The sequence below is a fragment of the Thalassospira sp. B30-1 genome, from assembly GCF_015767575.1.
GTDB classification, from domain to species: domain Bacteria; phylum Pseudomonadota; class Alphaproteobacteria; order Rhodospirillales; family Thalassospiraceae; genus Thalassospira; species Thalassospira xiamenensis.
The window spans coordinates 2136875-2151998 of sequence record NZ_CP065232.1 but is presented as its reverse complement, the minus strand read 5'-3'; the positions used below and the strand labels follow the sequence as shown (position 1 = coordinate 2151998).

Sequence of the window (15124 nt, the reverse complement as noted above, 5' to 3'; positions counted from 1 at the left end):
AAAAGTCTATTCATTCAAAGCTTGGGGCGGTCCGTGATGGCCGCCCCAAAGCAAAAGCCCTAGCTGGCGAGTGCATCACCATCAAGCGGGTAAACCCCATTTTCATCGTGGGTTTCGCGCCCGTTAAGCGGCGGGTTGAAAGCACAGGCAACCACCATATCCTCGGTGCCGCCACGCAGATAATGACGATCGTGCTTATTGAGTATGTAAACTGTGCCAGGCACGATCTTGTACTTCTTGCCATCCGCGATGGTTTCGACTTCGCCATTACCAGAAATGCAATAGACGGTCTCGAAATGGTTGGCGTAGCAAATTTCGGTCTCGGTGCCGGCATAGATCGTGGTGATGTGGAACGAGAAACCCATGCCATCATCAGCAAGCGACAGACGAGTGCTTTCCCAGTTATCGGCAACGATACGGCGACCGGATGCTTCACATTCTTTCAGTGTACGAACAATCATGTATAACTCTTTGATTTAATTAGAACCGTGGGACAGGGCGACACCGTGATGTCGCCCAGTTAAAATCATTCAGCAGCAGCCTTCGGTGCAACAATTTCCTTGTCCATTGCCTTGGCGGTCGCCATTTCCAGAATATCAAGGCCGTGGGCCAGATCTTCTTTGGAAATGATCAAGGGCACCAGGCATTTGACGACTTCGTCTTCCGGGCCACTGGTTTCGATAACCAGATTGTGCGCGAAACATTCCTTGGTAACCTTGGATGCGACCTCGCCACTTTCAAAGCAGATACCCTGCATCAAGCCGCGACCTTTGCGATAGATTTTCCCATCGCCATAGCGTTCGGCAATCTGTTCAAGGCGCTTGCCAAGGAAGTCGGCCTTGTCTCGGATATCGCTAGCGAACTTGTCATCCGACCAGAAATGATCAAGTGCAGCCGCCGCCGTCACAAATGCATGGTTATTGCCGCGGAACGTGCCATTGTGTTCACCCGGATGCCATACATCATATTCCGGTTTGATTAGAACAACGGCCAGCGGCAAACCATAAGCCGAAAGCGATTTAGACAGCGTCACCATATCGGGTTTGATCCCGGCTGGCTCAAAGCTGAAGAAGGTGCCTGTTCGGCCACAACCCGCCTGAATATCATCAACGATCAGCAGGATATCGTGCTTACGGCAGACCTGTTCCAGCTTTCTCAGCCAGTCAAAATCAGCAGCGTTCAGCCCGCCTTCGCCCTGAACGGTCTCAACGATGATGGCAGCGGGCAGGGCGATACCACTTGAATTGTCGCCCAGAACACGGTCCAGATATTCAGTCGTGTCGGCACCGTCACCCATGTAACCATCGAAGGGGACCGCCACGGCATTATCAAGAGATACCCCGGCAGCACCACGATGATGCTCGTTACCAGTAATTGCCAGTGCACCAAGTGTTACACCGTGGAAACCATTGGTGAATGAAATCACGGTTTCGCGTCCTTTTACACGGCGCGCAAGCTTAAGGGCCGCCTCAACCGCGTTGGTACCGGTTGGGCCGGTAAACTGGATTTTATAATCCATGTTGCGTGGTTTCAGCACTTTTCTTTCCATCGCATTCAGGAAAGCAGCCTTGGCCTTGGTGTGCATATCCAAGCCATGAGTAATGCCGTTCGATTTGATATAATCGATCAGTTTTTCCTGCAACACAGGATGATTATGCCCATAGTTAAGGCTACCTGCACCAGCAAGGAAGTCGAGATAACGTTTGCCATCGGTATCGGTCAGCCAAGCACCTTCCGCTTTTTCAAAGGTAACAGGAAAGGAGCGAGCATAGCTCTGGACTTCCGATTCAAGACGATCAAATACAGTCATAATTCCCTCTTTTGATTGGGAAAATAAAAAATGGTCCTGTCATAGCAAACGTCCGGGCAGGCCGGTTTGTTCCAACTAAATGACAGCAGAAAGCAGGAAAATGATGATCTGGCGATCAGGCTGCTACGCGCGCAACGTCCTCACGCTCGAACGGGCCGATCTGCCAAAGTATTTCACTTGCGGATGCGCCATCGAAATGCGTTTCGCGTTCGAACAGGACCTTGCGTTTGACCTCGGCCTCCAGTTCGCGTGCCACGGAACGGAAAACACCCTGTGACGGTGCATTCGACGACGTGATGGTCGTCTGCAGCTCGGTCACGTCATGGCAAATCGGGCGATCAAGGATTTCAAGAATCATGGACTTCGCAAGCTTCAGGCCGCGCGCCTTTGGTGAAACGGCAACCTGCCAGATAAACAGACGTTCCGGATTTTCCGGAACAATGTAGCCGGAAACGAACCCTACGGGCGCGCCGTTAAGTTCTGCGATCACGCAGGTATCTGCGAAATGCGAACATTGCAAAAGGTTGCAATAAACAGAATTTTCGTCCAGCGGCTTGCATTCAGCAATCAATTCATTGACTGCTGCACCGTCTGTGGCCTTGGGTTTCCGGATCATCAAATTGGCTTTACGGTCGTTATTGCCGTTTGTGGTGGCAATTTTCATCGATCTATCTGCTCTATTATTTCGATACACGATCTTTCATGTCGCGATAAATATATAGAATATCGATGCAAAAAGGTCAACATGCTCTCTGTGACGAAATCGTGATATCTCTCAATATATTGATATTATTTGATATTCTATTTTTAGTGGACTCATTCGCCTTATGGGGAAATCAAAGAAATTTTCATAGATGATACAACGGATTTCGATTGAAATATATTTCGATCATCTATGCAAAGAGTCCGGAAAACGTTGCAGAGTATCAGTTTTATGGGGTATTAGTTGGTCAAATCAGAACAACAAATTCCGGAAATTGCCGCATGGACAAGTTGCACGAAGCGCTCATTTCAATTCGACGCATTTTACGTGCCAGCGACATTCACGCCAAAAAGCTTGGAAAAGTCACCGGCCTCAAGACATCGCAACTTATTGTCCTCCAGTCTCTTGAAGAATTCGGGGAAATGACCGTTGGGGAAATCGCGGGAAAGGTCAACCTTGCCCAGGCTTCCGCAACGGCGCTTGTCGATAGGCTTCAGGCGATAAACCTCGTGATGCGTGCGCGCGGAAATACAGACAAACGAAAGGTCTTTGTGCAATTGACCGAGCATGGTCGAAATGTTCTGGGTCGTGCACCAATGGCACTTCATGATCGGTTTTCTGATAAGTTCAAGGCGCTTGACGAGTGGGAGCAAAGCTTCCTCGTCGCAGCCCTGCAGCGTGTTTCCGGTATGATGGACGCCAGCGACTATGACGTCGCACCACTGCTTGATCATGAGGTAATCGTAGAGAAGGGTGGTGAACCACCCAGATCCGCTCATTAATTGGTCTGCAGCCAAGAGGTTCGCGTACGAAAATACAGACGACAGGCGCAAAAAGAAAAGCTTGGAATGTGTCGTGATGATAGTCGAGCAGAAATTTAACAACGCCGATCATGAAAAGGCATTATGTTTTATAACAACATCTTGACTGAACTTTCTTATTAAACAGATAACGTTTAATTTGTCATAATATATATTATAGAACTTTAGCCGCTCTCCGTTTCCCAGCATTCCCAACGGATTGAGCGTTAACAGAATGTTAAACCCATCGGCTAAAGGCTTCACTCTCCCGCTAGACAGAGTGAAGCACATGGACACTATTCTTTTAGAACAGCTTGACCCGAAATCGCTTCTCTCACTGGCACGAGCATATGAAGAATTTGCCAAAAAAGCCCGATCAAGAGCGGCAGAGATCGAAATGAGGGAACAAAGCCTGATTGATATCAATCACAGGCTAAAAAGCTTACACGGCATCGGTCCCGATATGGCCGACCTTCTCAATCAATACGAGTATAAGTATGTTCAAAAAAAATTGGCTCACCACTACAAAACACCACCGGAAACGATTGATTACTACTGGAAAAAGTACCTCAGGCGACGCGACGCGGCAGCAATTGACCGGCGCAAGCGGTTGGTGGCGTCCCTCGCCCGGCGCGGCCTGACCAACCGGGAAATCGCGCAAAGGACCGGATTACATGAGGTTTCTGTTTGCCGGATACTGAAACCGATCCTTCGGCCATAAGAAAACCCCGGACGCGGCAACGTCCGGGGTTAGTTGATGCACGGAGCCAGCTAGCGCAGACCTTAACGACCGCCCTTTTCACGCATGAAAATCGACAGCAGGCCAAACAGGCCCATGCCAACCGCCGTAACGTAGTCGCCTGTCACCGCCGCCTGACCAGCCTGCCCGATCAATTCGGCCACCTGAGGCGCTTCATTGATCTTTGCGACCTGACCCACGCCGACCGTCACAGCGGCCAGCCCTGCATAGGTAGACGGTTCTGCAAACCGCTGTTTGATTTTATCCCACATTGGATTACCCCTCTAATTTCAATTCAACAGCCAGCAATCGGCGGTCGATTTTCCACATCAAGTAGAGGGTCGGCAACGATTCTGACGAAATCCTCCAAAAAGCGCATTAACCATCTGTTTTACAAGCCTTAAATTAACTATTTCATCACGTGCAGACGATGCGTTACCTGCTGTATTCCCACACCCAGTAGCCAAAAGCCGTGGCACATAAAAGCCATGTGCCAATAACGACTGCGGCCGCAACGTGGCTGATCGGCTTGATTGCCACTTTAGCTGCTTTCGAGCGACTTGCTTCTATCACATTCGATGGCGTCAGCTTGATGACAAGGACGATGCCCAGCGGGACCAAGATAATGTCGTCAAGATAGCCCAGGATCGGCATGAAGTCCGGAATGAGATCAATTGGACTCATGGCGTACGCTGCGATTGCGAGCAGCCGAACGACTATGGGGGGTATTCGGGTCTCGCGCCACAAAATAACCGTCAGCGCATCATGCTGAATGCGTTTTGCCGCAGCTCGCAGCCTGCCAAAGATCACGGTAGACATCTAACTACTCCTTGCGCGATTGGCATCACTCGCAACTCTCAGGGATGATCAGGCCGAGACAATAGCGGGCTATTTAGCCAGGCTTGTTTGTAGTTGTTTCAACTGACCCTGGAGGACAGCTTTTTCCTGCAGTAATTCGCGATTCTGATCGTTGAGGAACTGGTTTCGGTCGTCAGCCGCTGCCACGCGCTCTCTGAGGTCGGAGATCCGCTGCTGGCAGGCCGCGAGATGTTTTTCAGAATCCGTTAGGGCCGCACCAAGCTTCTCCCTGTGTTCGGCGTCGCTATCTCGCTCCAGCTGGAGGCGGTCGACTGTCGCTTCCAGCGTTTCTGTTCGCGTTGCCCATTGTGTTATGACGGCCTGGCTCGCGTGCAATTTTTCTTTCAAGTTTTCAGCGTGATCCTGACTGGCCTCATAGCGCTGGTTTATTTGGTCGCGATGTTGTCTCAGCGTGTCGCGGTCCTGTTCGCTGGAACGGAGCTGCTGCGTCAGCTGATCCACCTGACCCTCCAGCCCTGACTGGGTCCTGTGGAACTGGTCCCGTTCATGACGGCGATCCTCGGCAATCTCCTGCTGGTAGTGCTCGAAATGGCTGCGGATATCGCGGTTTTCCTGCTTCATCTCTTGGACGGTTGCAGTGGTCTCACTGAGTTTCTCCTGACTTGCCTCCAGTTTGGACGTGAGTGAGGCCGCCCGGAGCTGTTCCTGTTGAAGAGCGTGGGCCTGGGCATCGCTTTCGTTGCGAAGCGCTTCATTGGCCTTCTCCAGCCCGCAGCGTTGCTCTTCCAGTGACTCGCACCGCTGCCGCACCTCTTCCAGCTCGGTGCGCCATTGCTGTTCCAGCGTCTGGTGCGCTTCGCGCTCCTGCGTAATACGTTCATCGGCCGCGTATTGAGCTCGCTCATGCAGGGCTTTCACGGCGGCCACCAAGTCAGCCGGGAGTCCGTTCAGATCCGCTGCGGCTTCGCTGCCTGATTTCCAACGTTTCAGCATTGGCCCGAGAGTGCTGCGACTGCCGGTACCGAGTTCCGATCGCACCCGGTCGACAGTGGGCTCGTCACCGCGTTGGCGGACGCGTTGCGCAGCGTTGGCGACATCCTGGTAAGTAATTCCGGCGCGGGCCATGACATGCCTCATTTTATCATATAACGTGATATGTAATATTACATTATTTATTCGATAATTAACAAAATTTATTTAAGATGCCTAACGCACGTTAAAGCGCGTTAACGTGCGTTAGTGTGTGGTCTGTTCTATCCTGCTCCTGTAACGCCGGTACATCAGCGGCTCTTGAAAGCACGCCTCGAATTGGAGCGGTCATGGATCCAAAACCCACCGTCAAGTCCACATTACGTAACGCGGAAAAGACCGTATTAGCCGATACGGCTAATCGGTACATCCACATGGCCACCACCGACAACACGCGGCGGACCTACCGTGCGGCCATTCGCAGCTTTGAGCGCTGGGGTGGACGTCTCCCGACACAGCCGGCGACCCTTGCGGCCTATCTGTCCGATCAGGCAGACGCGCTTAATCCTCGCACGCTGGATGTTTACCTGACGGCCCTGGGGCGCTGGCACCAGACTCAGGGATTGCGTGATCCCGCTCGAGACCCCGGCGTGCGCAAAACGTTGGAAGGGATTCGTCGCGCCCATGGTCGGCCGAAACGGCAAGCCCGGGCGCTGCGCCTCGAACACATTGCGGCCTTCCTGGAAACACTCCAGCAACAGCCTGACTCGCTCAAGAAGCATCGTGACTGGGCCCTGCTGCAGGTCGGTTTTTTTGGGGCGTTTCGCCGCAGTGAATTGGTAGCGATTGAGGTGAAGCACTTGTCGTGGGAGCCGGAAGGGCTGGTGGTGACCCTGCCGCGCTCTAAAACAGACCCTCACGGTGAAGGCCTGAAGCGGGCCCTGCCTCGGGGCAACGAGCTGGTCTGCCCGGTCAGCGCCCTCGAAACCTGGCTAGAGCATGCCGGCATTCACGAAGGCCCCGTCTTCCGCGCCGTCAACCGCTGGGATCGGTTGCAATCCCAGGCCCTTTCAGGCGGGTCGGTGAACCGAATCCTGAAAGCGCTTGGGGAAACCTGCGGCCTGGACTTCGTGCCGACCCTGAGCAGTCACAGCTTCCGGCGCGGTCTATCCACCGCCGCCGCGCGGGAAAAGGTCGACTTTGCGCAGATCAAGCGCCAGGGTGGCTGGAAGCATGACGGGACGGTGCGGGGCTACATCGAGGAAGGACAGCAATTTACGGACAACGCCGCAAACACCTTACTGACCAAAGTCGCCAGGTTGATCCGGGACACCGACTAATGGTGAGTGTGGTCGCGGCTGGCTACGCTGCCCGGAAGCACTCAGAATACGATGAACAGGTATCTGTAGTGGCTCACAAAGCTAATCTGTTGGGCCCGCAATTATCCTGAGCAGTGGGACCACATTGGGTGAGAAAGGGCGCCCGGTTGGGCCCAGATTAGCTACGAACCGACCAACCCCTGACCGTCATACTCGACGGTTCCGCAAGGCAGCTGTTCCCGCACCTGCACCACCTGGTCCGTCGTCCAGTTGAGCGACGCTGCAAGCCGCTTAAGAGTGACAGGACGACCCTGGACCAGCTCACGCAATAGCGCCACATGAAGCGTGGCCTCCGCTTCTCCGGTCAGGCCCAGCCGATTCACGATTTCTCGCATATCATTCACGGGGCCTTGCCTTATCCCGCGCAGCAGGATAGTTGTTTGACATCCTTTATAGTCGCCGGTCAGGTTGATGTGCTCCCAGCCCAAGGGAGAAAGATGCCGCAGAAGCGTCTCGTCGATATCCCGGCCGTCTTCGCGCAGTGCTTGAACCGCCCGCTCCATATAAACCGTATTCCAAAGGATAATAGCGCTGACGACGAGATTGAGTCCGCTTGCACGGTAGCGTTGATTCTCGTAACTGCGATCGCGGAGTTCACCGAGCCGGTTCAGGAAGACGGCACGAGCCAGCGCGTTCTTAGCCTCGCCCTTATTCAAACCAACCTGCACGCGGCGACGCAGTTCGACGTTTTGCATCCAGTCGAGTGCGAATAATGTTCGCTCAATGCGGCCCAGCTCGCGCAATGCGATCGCGAGGCCATTCTGACGCGGATAGCTCCCGAGCTTGCGCAGCATCAGTGATGCGGTGACAGTGCCCTGCTTACTTTATTTCGAATTAGTAAGTGCAAGGCTGTCCTTGCCCACCCTTAAGGCCACACCTTGAATTGCTGCCCGTTTCCAGATCCACCCCACCATAGTCAGCACCTGGAAGCGCGACCTATTGGAGAGCGCGTCCGACCTCCTCGAAGGCAAGAGTATAGTCGGTAAGCAATTCGATGAACTCAGCACGGACGAACTGTACCGTGAGATTCGCCGACTGACGGTGGAACGCAATTTTTGTTGCTTAAGCTCCTGGGTGGCTCGTTCCACTTTGGCTGAGCTCCATGTATTTCACAGAGCCCTTCGGAAAATCCTTGCGAACCAAAAGCACTTCATCAACCTGTCACGTCAGTGACACGACAGTGTCATCTCTCAGCTTTACCGTTCAATTGTAACTCGCAATACGGCGAGCTTATTTATTGCAAAAGGTGATCCTATGGCGCCAACTCAATCAACCAATGTGATGCTTCGAGTCGAGAGTATGGGCGTAACCTACCCGGGAAACGTCCTCGCGCTCAAACCCACCAACGTTCACTTTCACAAGGGCGAATTCACCGTGCTACTGGGACTTTCAGGCGCGGGTAAATCCACTCTGCTTCGTTCACTGAATCACCTGGTTAAGCCCACAACCGGGAAGGTTGTGTCTGGCGAGTTTGGTGAACTGACCAACCGTAGAATCCTGCGACAGCACCGCAGCCGCACCGCCATGGTGTTCCAGCATCACCAGCTGATCGAACGATACACCGCGTTACAGAATGTGCTGACAGGCAGACTTGCGTATCACGGTACTTGGCGAAGCCTGCTTCCCCTGCCCCGGCAGGACCTGGAGTTGGCTCTGCAATGCCTCGACCGCGTAGGTCTGGCTGACAAAGCGCTTTCCCGAGTAGATCAGTTGTCCGGCGGCCAGCAGCAGCGGGTTGGAATCGCCAGAGCATTGGTGCAGCAACCATCCATGATTCTTGCCGATGAGCCCGTTGCCAGCCTGGATCCGGCCACTTCTGAAAAGGTACTCGGCCTACTGCGCGATATTTGTCAGGAAGATGGAATCACCGCGGTTATTTCCTTGCACCAATTGGAATACGCCCAGCGTTTTGCAGACCGGATCATCGGCCTTTCGAACGCTCATATCGTTTTTGACGATGCTCCTGAAAACCTGAAATCGAAACACCTGGACGAGATTTACCACCGTTCACCCAGCGTGGTAGCTGCGGAAGGCAAACCAGCCATCCATAAACCTAAGACCACCCCGATAACGACAGACGTACTGGAGATAGCACAATGAAGACAATGATTCACTCTTTGCTGGCTCTGATAATGATGCTCGGCATCCATTGGTCAGCCCATGCCGCAGATACAGACCCTGATCTTTTGAAAGTTGCCTTGCTGCCGGATGAGAACGCGTCAGAACTGATCAAGCGAAACCAACCTTTGAAGGATTACCTGGAAACCACTCTTGGTAAGGAAGTAGAACTGATTGTTACCACCGATTACTCCTCCATGATCGAAGCCATGCGTTTTGGCCGAATTGACCTGGCTTACTTTGGTCCGTTGTCCTATGTGATGGCCAAGAGTAAGAGTGACATTGAACCCTTTGCCGCCATGGTGGTAGACGGGAAGCCGACTTATCGCTCCATCATTATTGCCAATGCGGACTCTGGCGTTGGCTCCTTCGCGGATATCAAAGGCAAGAAAATGGCCTACGGTGACCGCGCATCCACTTCCAGCCACCTGATCCCCAAGACCGTACTCCTTGAGAAGGCAGGGCTCGAAGCCGGAAAGGACTATGAGGCTCATTTCGTCGGTAGCCATGACGCTGTTGCGGTTAACGTCGCCAATGGCAATGCCGACGCCGGAGGGTTGTCCGAAGTTATCTTCGAGCATGTGATGGACCGCGGTTTGATTGATCGGAGCAAGGTCAAAGTGCTGGGCTACAGCGGTGACTTTCCTCAATACCCCTGGGCCATGCGTTCGAACCTGGCCCCTGAGCTGAAGAGCAACATTCAGAAAGCCTTTCTGCAGATCGATGACCCGGAGATTCTCGACAACCTGAAGGCTGAGGGATTCGCGGCAATTACCGACGAAGATTACGATGTCATCCGCGCTATGGGTGGCCTGCTCAATCTTGATTTCGCAAAAATGTGAGGAGTGCCCCATGAACTATACAACGACGGAACCGGCGACTCTGTCGCCGGCCCCGTCGGCCTCCGTGCTGGATGAGCACGCGAAAGGCTGGCGGAAAAAACTCGGACAGTCGCTGTTAGTGCTGCTCATCATTTTTGTCGCAAGTTGGTACGTAGGGCTGCTCAATTTCAATACACTTGCCAATGGCGTGCCAGCCATAGGCACACTCATTGGCGAATCTCTTCCACCTGACTTCACCAATGTGGCCAGCTGGGTGTCGCCGTTAATCGACACGCTTGCGATGAGCATTGCCGGTACTGCCATTGCAGTAACCTTGTCTGTGCCACTGGCATTCCTGGCTGCGCGCAACACCTCTCCACATCCGGTGGTGTTCCAAGTAACTCGAACCCTTTTAAACGGTTTGCGTTCAGTCCCGGAACTGATCATGGGCATCATCTTCGTGGCTGCTGTTGGTTTTGGGGCGTTGCCTGGCGTACTGGCGCTCGGTCTTCACTCCATTGGCATGGTTGGAAAGTTTTTTGCCGAAGCGATTGAGCATGTAGATGAGGCGCCAGTGGAAGCGGCCGATGCTGCCGGCGCTACTCGCTTGCAGGTGCTCTATCACGCCGTGCTGCCACAAGCACTTCCTCAATTCGCGGACGTGTCCATTTATCGCTGGGAATACAATTTCCGTGCCTCGACCGTAATGGGCATGGTGGGTGCCGGTGGTATTGGCTTCGAATTGATGGGCTCGCTGAGAATCATGCAGTATCAGGAAGTCAGCGCCATTCTCATTGTCATCTTGTTGATGGTCACCGTCGTGGACAGTCTCAGTGGCCGCCTTCGTAAGAAATTCAAATAAGGAACGTCGATGAAACCCAAGGTTGTGATAACCCATAAGATCCATGACAGTGTTCTGGATGAACTTGCCCAAGATTGCGAGCTGGTCACCAACCAATCCGGCGCCACGTTGCCCCAGGAGGAAGTGGCTGCGCGCGTTGCAGACGCTGATGCGATGATGGCGTTCATGCCAGACCGAGTTGGAGTGGAGTTCCTACAGGGGTGTCCGCGCTTGAAGGTGATTGGTGCAGCCCTGAAAGGCTATGACAACTTTGATGTGGATGCCTGCACGCGTCATGGGGTTTGGCTGACATTTGTACCGGATTTGCTAACCGTGCCTACTGCAGAGCTAACGGTCGGGCTGACGATCAGTCTCACCCGACAAGTCAAGGCGGCGGACCACTTCGTTCGATCCGGTGAATTTACTGGCTGGACACCACGCTTCTATGGGCAGGGGATCGAAGGCTCACGGATTGGTATTGTGGGTATGGGGGCCATCGGCCAAGCGGTGGCGCAGCGCCTGAACGGATGGGGAGCGGATTTAATCTATTCCCAGCCGGAACGTTTACCCGTGCAGCATGAGCAGGCACTGGGTTTGTCCCATACTCCCCTCAAGATGCTGCTGGCCCAGTCAGATATTGTGATCCTGGCACTGGCGCTCAATGAGCAAACCCTCCACACCATTAATCGCGAAACGCTAACAGGAATGAAACCGGGCGCATTCCTTATCAATCCCTGCCGTGGATCTGTGGTGGATGAGGGTAGTGTTCTGCAAGCGCTTCAATCCGGTCAGTTGGGGGGGTACGCCGCTGATGTGTTTGAGATGGAAGATTGGGCGAGAGAAGATCGTCCGAGGGAGATCGCCCAGGGGCTCAGGGCCCACCCCAACACGCTGTTTACTGCTCACATCGGATCGGCAGTCAGCCAGGTGCGTCTGGCTATCGAGCAACGCGCTGCTCGGAACATTCTGCAAGTGCTTCGGGGTGAGCGGCCGGGTGATGCGATCAATGATCCCAGTGGCCGCGAGAGCGGCCCATGCTGAATCTTGTCTGGCTGAAGAGTTTCGTGGCGGTGCTGGACCACAACGGGTTTCAGGCCGCAGCCCGCCAGTTGGACATCGCACAACCCACACTGTCCCAGCACCTTCAAAAACTCGAAAACCAACTTGGCGTTTTATTGGTCCACAGGGGGCGCTCTGGCTGTGAGCCAACCCGGGCTGCCTTAACCTTGTTGCCTTTTGCCCGAAGTCTGCTCCGGCTGGAGGAGCAGGCGAGATCTTCCATTATGGAGGCTCGACTTCGCGTTGGGGCGAGCTCCAATATTGGGATTTATATGCTCCAGCCCTACATCCGTCGTTACAAGGAGCTGGGCGTAGGGCCCGAGGTGGATGTGGTAATAGATTCCAATCCGACTATTGCACGGCATTTATCGGACGGTGAGCTGGACGTGGCGATTATGGAGTGGTGGCATGATCTACCCGGATTCCATGCTCAGGCGTGGCGTAACGAGCCCGTTGTTCTAATCGTTCCGCCTGGTCACCCGTTAGCCCGTCGAACCGATATCGACCGCGATACGCTGTCTAACATGGCTCTGATCGGCGGCGAACCCGGCACCGGCACTGGCCGGCTTTTGGCGACCTACTTCGGTGAGCATGGGCCATTTCCGACGGTATCTATGCAGCTGGGTAGCACCGAAGCCGTCAAGCAAGCGGTTAAGGTCGGACTTGGCGCATCGTTGGTGCTTGAAAGTTCTGTACGGGAGGAGGTCCAAAATGGAAGTCTGGTGGCTATTCCCGTGAGTGAGCCTGGCCTTAGCAAGGAGCTGATGGTGATTTATCCGAGCAGCCTGGACAAACACAGGCCAGTATACTCGTTTGTTGGGCATCTCTGTGAATAGCTATTGGGTCCACCTCACGCATATCTAGCTGGGAATGCAGATACTGAGCCTCACGCTCACTTCGACAACGCAGTATTCCGTCATCTGCATATCGGCAGAATGGGATATCCGGATGACGAACGGTCAGCCAACGATCCAATGCATAATGCAGAAACAGGTTTGCCAGAACTGGCGATAACGGATATTCATTCGCGTACCCGCTATTGGAATTAACGGCGGATTTCTCGCTCTGTTCGCCCAATGAGTGTAGTTGCAGAATTGAATTTTTAAAGCACAACTCATGCTGAAATGAAAATTATTTAGCAAGGGCCAGTCGTCGACTAATTACTGCGCAACTTTATGAATTGTGGAAAAAATGGTGTCGATATCATTGATGCCAAAGGCTTAGCGTACAATTTTTTCCGTTTCGTGAACTGACCCCTGCTTGGTGGTGTAGAGCATCCGGGCCCGCATCACCTCGAATGAGTAGCCCCGGCCATCGCGGTTCTTGTCCTTGGCCAGCCGGTTGATCGACTCCGTGAAGGCATTGGTGACTGGGATGTCGTCAATCCAGGCAGCCAGCGCCTGCTCAGCATCTCGCCGGCTGGCACAGTCCCAGATGTGGTAGAACCGCTCCTTGTGCTCGTAGGCTGCCAGGAGCTGGGGGAAGGCCCCCATTCAGGTTTCCATGATGAGACGTTCGCGGTCGGAGACGTCGTGAGCCCGCTTCAGCAAGGTCTTCCGGTCACCCTTGAGGGTTCGGCGTTGGTTGGCCTTCAGCTCCTTCCTGAGCCCCTTGCGGACCTTCTCCAGGGCTTCGTTGGCCATACGCACAACATGGAACTTATCGACCACGATGCGGGCCTGTGGCAGCGCCGCCTGGACGGCACGGCGATATGGCTTCCACATGTCCATGCTGACGATCTCGATCTTGTCGCGCTCGGTCATGCTCATGAGCCGCTTCGTCACTGCCTCCTGCTGACGACCGGGCAGCAGGTCTAACAAGGTACGCTCCTCCAGGTTGGTCAGGATGCAGAGGTAGCGGCGGTTCAGGTACAGCTCGTCGATACCTAGGTAGCGGGGTGTCTCGAAGCGGTGCGCACTTGCGGTACCTCGCAGACTTCGCCAGGTTGCCGATCCAGGCACCGGAACCCCCCAGGGCGATCAGGGCCAAGGTGCCCAGACAGCAGGCCGACGCGAGCAGGCTGCAACCCCGCCTGCGATTAACGACTCGCGACCGGATTGTGACTCGGAATTCAACTCTGATATTGCAATTACACCTTCTACGGCCTTGTTCGATAGGTTAAGCTTGAGGCCGTAGTCAACTACGGAGTCAAGGCAAATGCCGGATGAAATGAACTCATTGACCATCGGGGGGCTGGCTAAGGCGGCGAACGTCTCAGTTGAGACCATCCGCTACTACCAGCGACGTGGGTTAATACCTGAGCCCCAGCGTCCTCTCGGGGGTATTCGACGCTACGGTCCCAGCGATATCGGCAGGTTGAGCTTTGTGAAAACATCGCAGCAGTTAGGCTTCAGTCTCGATGAGGTCAGCGACCTGCTCCGACTCGAAGACGGCACCCACTGCCAGGAAGCCAGCACTCTCGCGGAGCGCAAGTTGCACGACGTACGTGGGAAGATCGAAAAGCTACAGCAAATTGAGGTTTTACTGAGCGCCATGGTTGATCGGTGCTGCGCCCAAGAGGGCAATATCTCGTGCCCCTTAATTGCGTCATTACATGAAGGGGTTGGGCGAAAATTTTGTACCTACCCTAGCCAGAGTGGGCCCCCTGCCAAACCTCAGTGACAAAGGGCAACCCCGCAGGCCCTCAGAATGTCCAGTGTGACCAGCAGAGTACGGCGGGGAAGTTTTTGGGCAACAGCCCCAAACAGAGGTGCTATTAGGGCGTAGGCAATCATCTTCAGGGCCAGCGCAATGCCGAGCACCTGGCCCGCACTGCCGCCCGTCAGTCATGGGCCAGCGGCGCCAGCGCCACCGTCGTTAGCCCGGTCCCTGCCAGAGCGATTAGCTGGGCACTAGAAAGGCGTTGGTAGGTGTGAATGATCAGTGGGGGGGGAAAGATGCTCAATGGCCATAGCTCGAATCAGTCTGCGGTGTGGTGTAACGATTCAATAAATCGGGGAACCGGCGATCGATGACCGAATAATCCCGTAACGTAAAGCGAGCGTGGCGTTCACAAAATAACGGGCGGTTCCTTTGGTCTTGACGAATTGCTGCCTACTATAAGCA

16 protein-coding genes and 3 pseudogenes are annotated in these 15124 nt (G+C 54.2%); 9 read left to right on the top strand and 10 right to left on the bottom strand.

What is annotated here, in order from left to right; genetic code table 11:
• Window positions 1-59: 59 nt before the first annotated feature.
• The 3 genes from IT971_RS10465 to ectA form a co-directional block, all read right to left on the bottom strand.
• A complete protein-coding gene (locus IT971_RS10465) occupies window positions 60-461 on the bottom strand; it encodes an ectoine synthase (protein ID WP_007089562.1) in 402 nt (133 codons plus the stop codon).
• Window positions 462-526: 65 nt separating this feature from the next.
• Window positions 527-1810, bottom strand: coding sequence for a diaminobutyrate--2-oxoglutarate transaminase (gene ectB / locus IT971_RS10460; RefSeq protein ID WP_063091976.1), 1284 nt, complete (start codon window positions 1808-1810; stop codon window positions 527-529).
• A 115-nt stretch (window positions 1811-1925) separates the two neighbouring features.
• On the bottom strand, window positions 1926-2474 hold the full coding sequence (gene ectA / locus IT971_RS10455; protein ID WP_063091977.1) for a diaminobutyrate acetyltransferase: 549 nt from the start codon (window positions 2472-2474) through the stop codon (window positions 1926-1928).
• A 209-nt stretch (window positions 2475-2683) separates the two neighbouring features.
• Here ectA and IT971_RS10450 point away from each other — a divergent pair, with 209 nt between their 5' ends.
• Together IT971_RS10450 and IT971_RS10445 are read left to right on the top strand one after the other, a co-directional pair.
• Window positions 2684-3295 (top strand): MarR family winged helix-turn-helix transcriptional regulator, encoded by a 612-nt coding sequence (locus tag IT971_RS10450; protein ID WP_252724178.1) that lies wholly within the window; start codon window positions 2684-2686, stop codon window positions 3293-3295.
• Window positions 3296-3602: 307 nt separating this feature from the next.
• Window positions 3603-4034 carry a hypothetical protein gene (locus tag IT971_RS10445; protein WP_063091980.1) on the top strand — a complete coding sequence of 144 codons (432 nt, stop codon included), beginning with the start codon at window positions 3603-3605 and terminating at the stop codon, window positions 4032-4034.
• Between the two features lie 62 nt (window positions 4035-4096).
• Here IT971_RS10445 and IT971_RS10440 read toward each other — a convergent pair whose 3' ends face one another.
• The 3 genes from IT971_RS10440 to IT971_RS10430 all read right to left on the bottom strand — a co-directional run bounded on the left by IT971_RS10440 (window position 4097) and on the right by IT971_RS10430 (window position 5996).
• Complete coding sequence (locus tag IT971_RS10440; RefSeq protein WP_063091981.1) at window positions 4097-4324, bottom strand: hypothetical protein; 228 nt, start codon at window positions 4322-4324, stop codon at window positions 4097-4099.
• 163 nt (window positions 4325-4487) lie between these two features.
• Window positions 4488-4871, bottom strand: coding sequence for a YkvA family protein (locus IT971_RS10435; protein WP_023007037.1), 384 nt, complete (start codon window positions 4869-4871; stop codon window positions 4488-4490).
• A gap of 69 nt (window positions 4872-4940) precedes the next feature.
• Window positions 4941-5996 carry a DNA-binding protein gene (locus IT971_RS10430; RefSeq protein ID WP_023007038.1) on the bottom strand — a complete coding sequence of 352 codons (1056 nt, stop codon included), beginning with the start codon at window positions 5994-5996 and terminating at the stop codon, window positions 4941-4943.
• Between the two features lie 194 nt (window positions 5997-6190).
• Here IT971_RS10430 and IT971_RS10425 point away from each other — a divergent pair, with 194 nt between their 5' ends.
• A complete protein-coding gene (locus tag IT971_RS10425; protein ID WP_063091982.1) occupies window positions 6191-7180 on the top strand; it encodes a site-specific integrase in 990 nt (329 codons plus the stop codon).
• Between the two features lie 161 nt (window positions 7181-7341).
• Here IT971_RS10425 and IT971_RS22400 read toward each other — a convergent pair whose 3' ends face one another.
• Together IT971_RS22400 and IT971_RS10420 are read right to left on the bottom strand one after the other, a co-directional pair.
• Window positions 7342-7554 (bottom strand): hypothetical protein, encoded by a 213-nt coding sequence (locus tag IT971_RS22400; RefSeq protein ID WP_223305241.1) that lies wholly within the window; start codon window positions 7552-7554, stop codon window positions 7342-7344.
• A 57-nt stretch (window positions 7555-7611) separates the two neighbouring features.
• Window positions 7612-8040: pseudogene (locus IT971_RS10420) on the bottom strand (Tn3 family transposase); the annotation flags it as partial.
• A gap of 433 nt (window positions 8041-8473) precedes the next feature.
• Between IT971_RS10420 and phnC the strand changes: the two are divergent.
• Genes phnC through IT971_RS10395 form a run of 5 tightly spaced genes read left to right on the top strand, consistent with a single transcriptional unit; the run spans window position 8474 to window position 12894 of the window.
• Complete coding sequence (gene phnC / locus IT971_RS10415; protein WP_011784779.1) at window positions 8474-9319, top strand: phosphonate ABC transporter ATP-binding protein; 846 nt, start codon at window positions 8474-8476, stop codon at window positions 9317-9319.
• Window positions 9316-10179: a phosphate/phosphite/phosphonate ABC transporter substrate-binding protein gene (phnD, locus tag IT971_RS10410; protein WP_063091984.1), complete on the top strand. Its 864-nt coding sequence runs from the start codon at window positions 9316-9318 to the stop codon at window positions 10177-10179. The genes phnC and phnD overlap by 4 nt, the downstream gene beginning before the upstream one ends.
• A 10-nt stretch (window positions 10180-10189) precedes the next feature.
• Window positions 10190-11020 (top strand): phosphonate ABC transporter, permease protein PhnE, encoded by an 831-nt coding sequence (gene phnE, locus IT971_RS10405; RefSeq protein ID WP_011784781.1) that lies wholly within the window; start codon window positions 10190-10192, stop codon window positions 11018-11020.
• A 9-nt stretch (window positions 11021-11029) separates the two neighbouring features.
• Window positions 11030-12040 (top strand): phosphonate dehydrogenase, encoded by a 1011-nt coding sequence (locus IT971_RS10400; protein WP_011783502.1) that lies wholly within the window; start codon window positions 11030-11032, stop codon window positions 12038-12040.
• Window positions 12034-12894, top strand: coding sequence for a LysR family transcriptional regulator (locus tag IT971_RS10395; RefSeq protein WP_011783503.1), 861 nt, complete (start codon window positions 12034-12036; stop codon window positions 12892-12894). The genes IT971_RS10400 and IT971_RS10395 overlap by 7 nt, the downstream gene beginning before the upstream one ends.
• A 393-nt stretch (window positions 12895-13287) precedes the next feature.
• Here IT971_RS10395 and IT971_RS10390 read toward each other — a convergent pair.
• Together IT971_RS10390 and IT971_RS22395 are read right to left on the bottom strand one after the other, a co-directional pair.
• Window positions 13288-13971: pseudogene (locus IT971_RS10390) on the bottom strand (transposase); the annotation flags it as partial.
• A gap of 7 nt (window positions 13972-13978) precedes the next feature.
• Window positions 13979-14133, bottom strand: a pseudogene (locus IT971_RS22395) (mercuric transporter MerT family protein); the annotation flags it as partial.
• A gap of 82 nt (window positions 14134-14215) precedes the next feature.
• Between IT971_RS22395 and merR the strand changes: the two are divergent.
• On the top strand, window positions 14216-14680 hold the full coding sequence (gene merR / locus IT971_RS10380; protein WP_063091985.1) for an Hg(II)-responsive transcriptional regulator: 465 nt from the start codon (window positions 14216-14218) through the stop codon (window positions 14678-14680).
• The last annotated feature ends 444 nt before the right edge of the window (window positions 14681-15124 follow it).

What these genes read in the sequence shown, in the direction of transcription:
- phnD (WP_063091984.1), top strand. Translation starts at nt 9,316, where the DNA reads ATGAAGACAATGATTCACTCTTTGCTGGCTCTGATAATGATGCTCGGC.
- IT971_RS10430 (WP_023007038.1), bottom strand. Translation starts at nt 5,996, where the DNA reads ATGGCCCGCGCCGGAATTACTTACCAGGATGTCGCCAACGCTGCGCAA.
- ectB (WP_063091976.1), bottom strand. Translation starts at nt 1,810, where the DNA reads ATGACTGTATTTGATCGTCTTGAATCGGAAGTCCAGAGCTATGCTCGC.
- phnE (WP_011784781.1), top strand. Translation starts at nt 10,190, where the DNA reads ATGAACTATACAACGACGGAACCGGCGACTCTGTCGCCGGCCCCGTCG.
- IT971_RS10435 (WP_023007037.1), bottom strand. Translation starts at nt 4,871, where the DNA reads ATGTCTACCGTGATCTTTGGCAGGCTGCGAGCTGCGGCAAAACGCATT.
- IT971_RS10400 (WP_011783502.1), top strand. Translation starts at nt 11,030, where the DNA reads ATGAAACCCAAGGTTGTGATAACCCATAAGATCCATGACAGTGTTCTG.
- IT971_RS10465 (WP_007089562.1), bottom strand. Translation starts at nt 461, where the DNA reads ATGATTGTTCGTACACTGAAAGAATGTGAAGCATCCGGTCGCCGTATC.
- merR (WP_063091985.1), top strand. Translation starts at nt 14,216, where the DNA reads ATGCCGGATGAAATGAACTCATTGACCATCGGGGGGCTGGCTAAGGCG.
- IT971_RS10440 (WP_063091981.1), bottom strand. Translation starts at nt 4,324, where the DNA reads ATGTGGGATAAAATCAAACAGCGGTTTGCAGAACCGTCTACCTATGCA.
- IT971_RS10395 (WP_011783503.1), top strand. Translation starts at nt 12,034, where the DNA reads ATGCTGAATCTTGTCTGGCTGAAGAGTTTCGTGGCGGTGCTGGACCAC.
- IT971_RS10445 (WP_063091980.1), top strand. Translation starts at nt 3,603, where the DNA reads ATGGACACTATTCTTTTAGAACAGCTTGACCCGAAATCGCTTCTCTCA.
- IT971_RS22400 (WP_223305241.1), bottom strand. Translation starts at nt 7,554, where the DNA reads ATGCGAGAAATCGTGAATCGGCTGGGCCTGACCGGAGAAGCGGAGGCC.
- ectA (WP_063091977.1), bottom strand. Translation starts at nt 2,474, where the DNA reads ATGAAAATTGCCACCACAAACGGCAATAACGACCGTAAAGCCAATTTG.
- IT971_RS10425 (WP_063091982.1), top strand. Translation starts at nt 6,191, where the DNA reads ATGGATCCAAAACCCACCGTCAAGTCCACATTACGTAACGCGGAAAAG.
- phnC (WP_011784779.1), top strand. Translation starts at nt 8,474, where the DNA reads ATGGCGCCAACTCAATCAACCAATGTGATGCTTCGAGTCGAGAGTATG.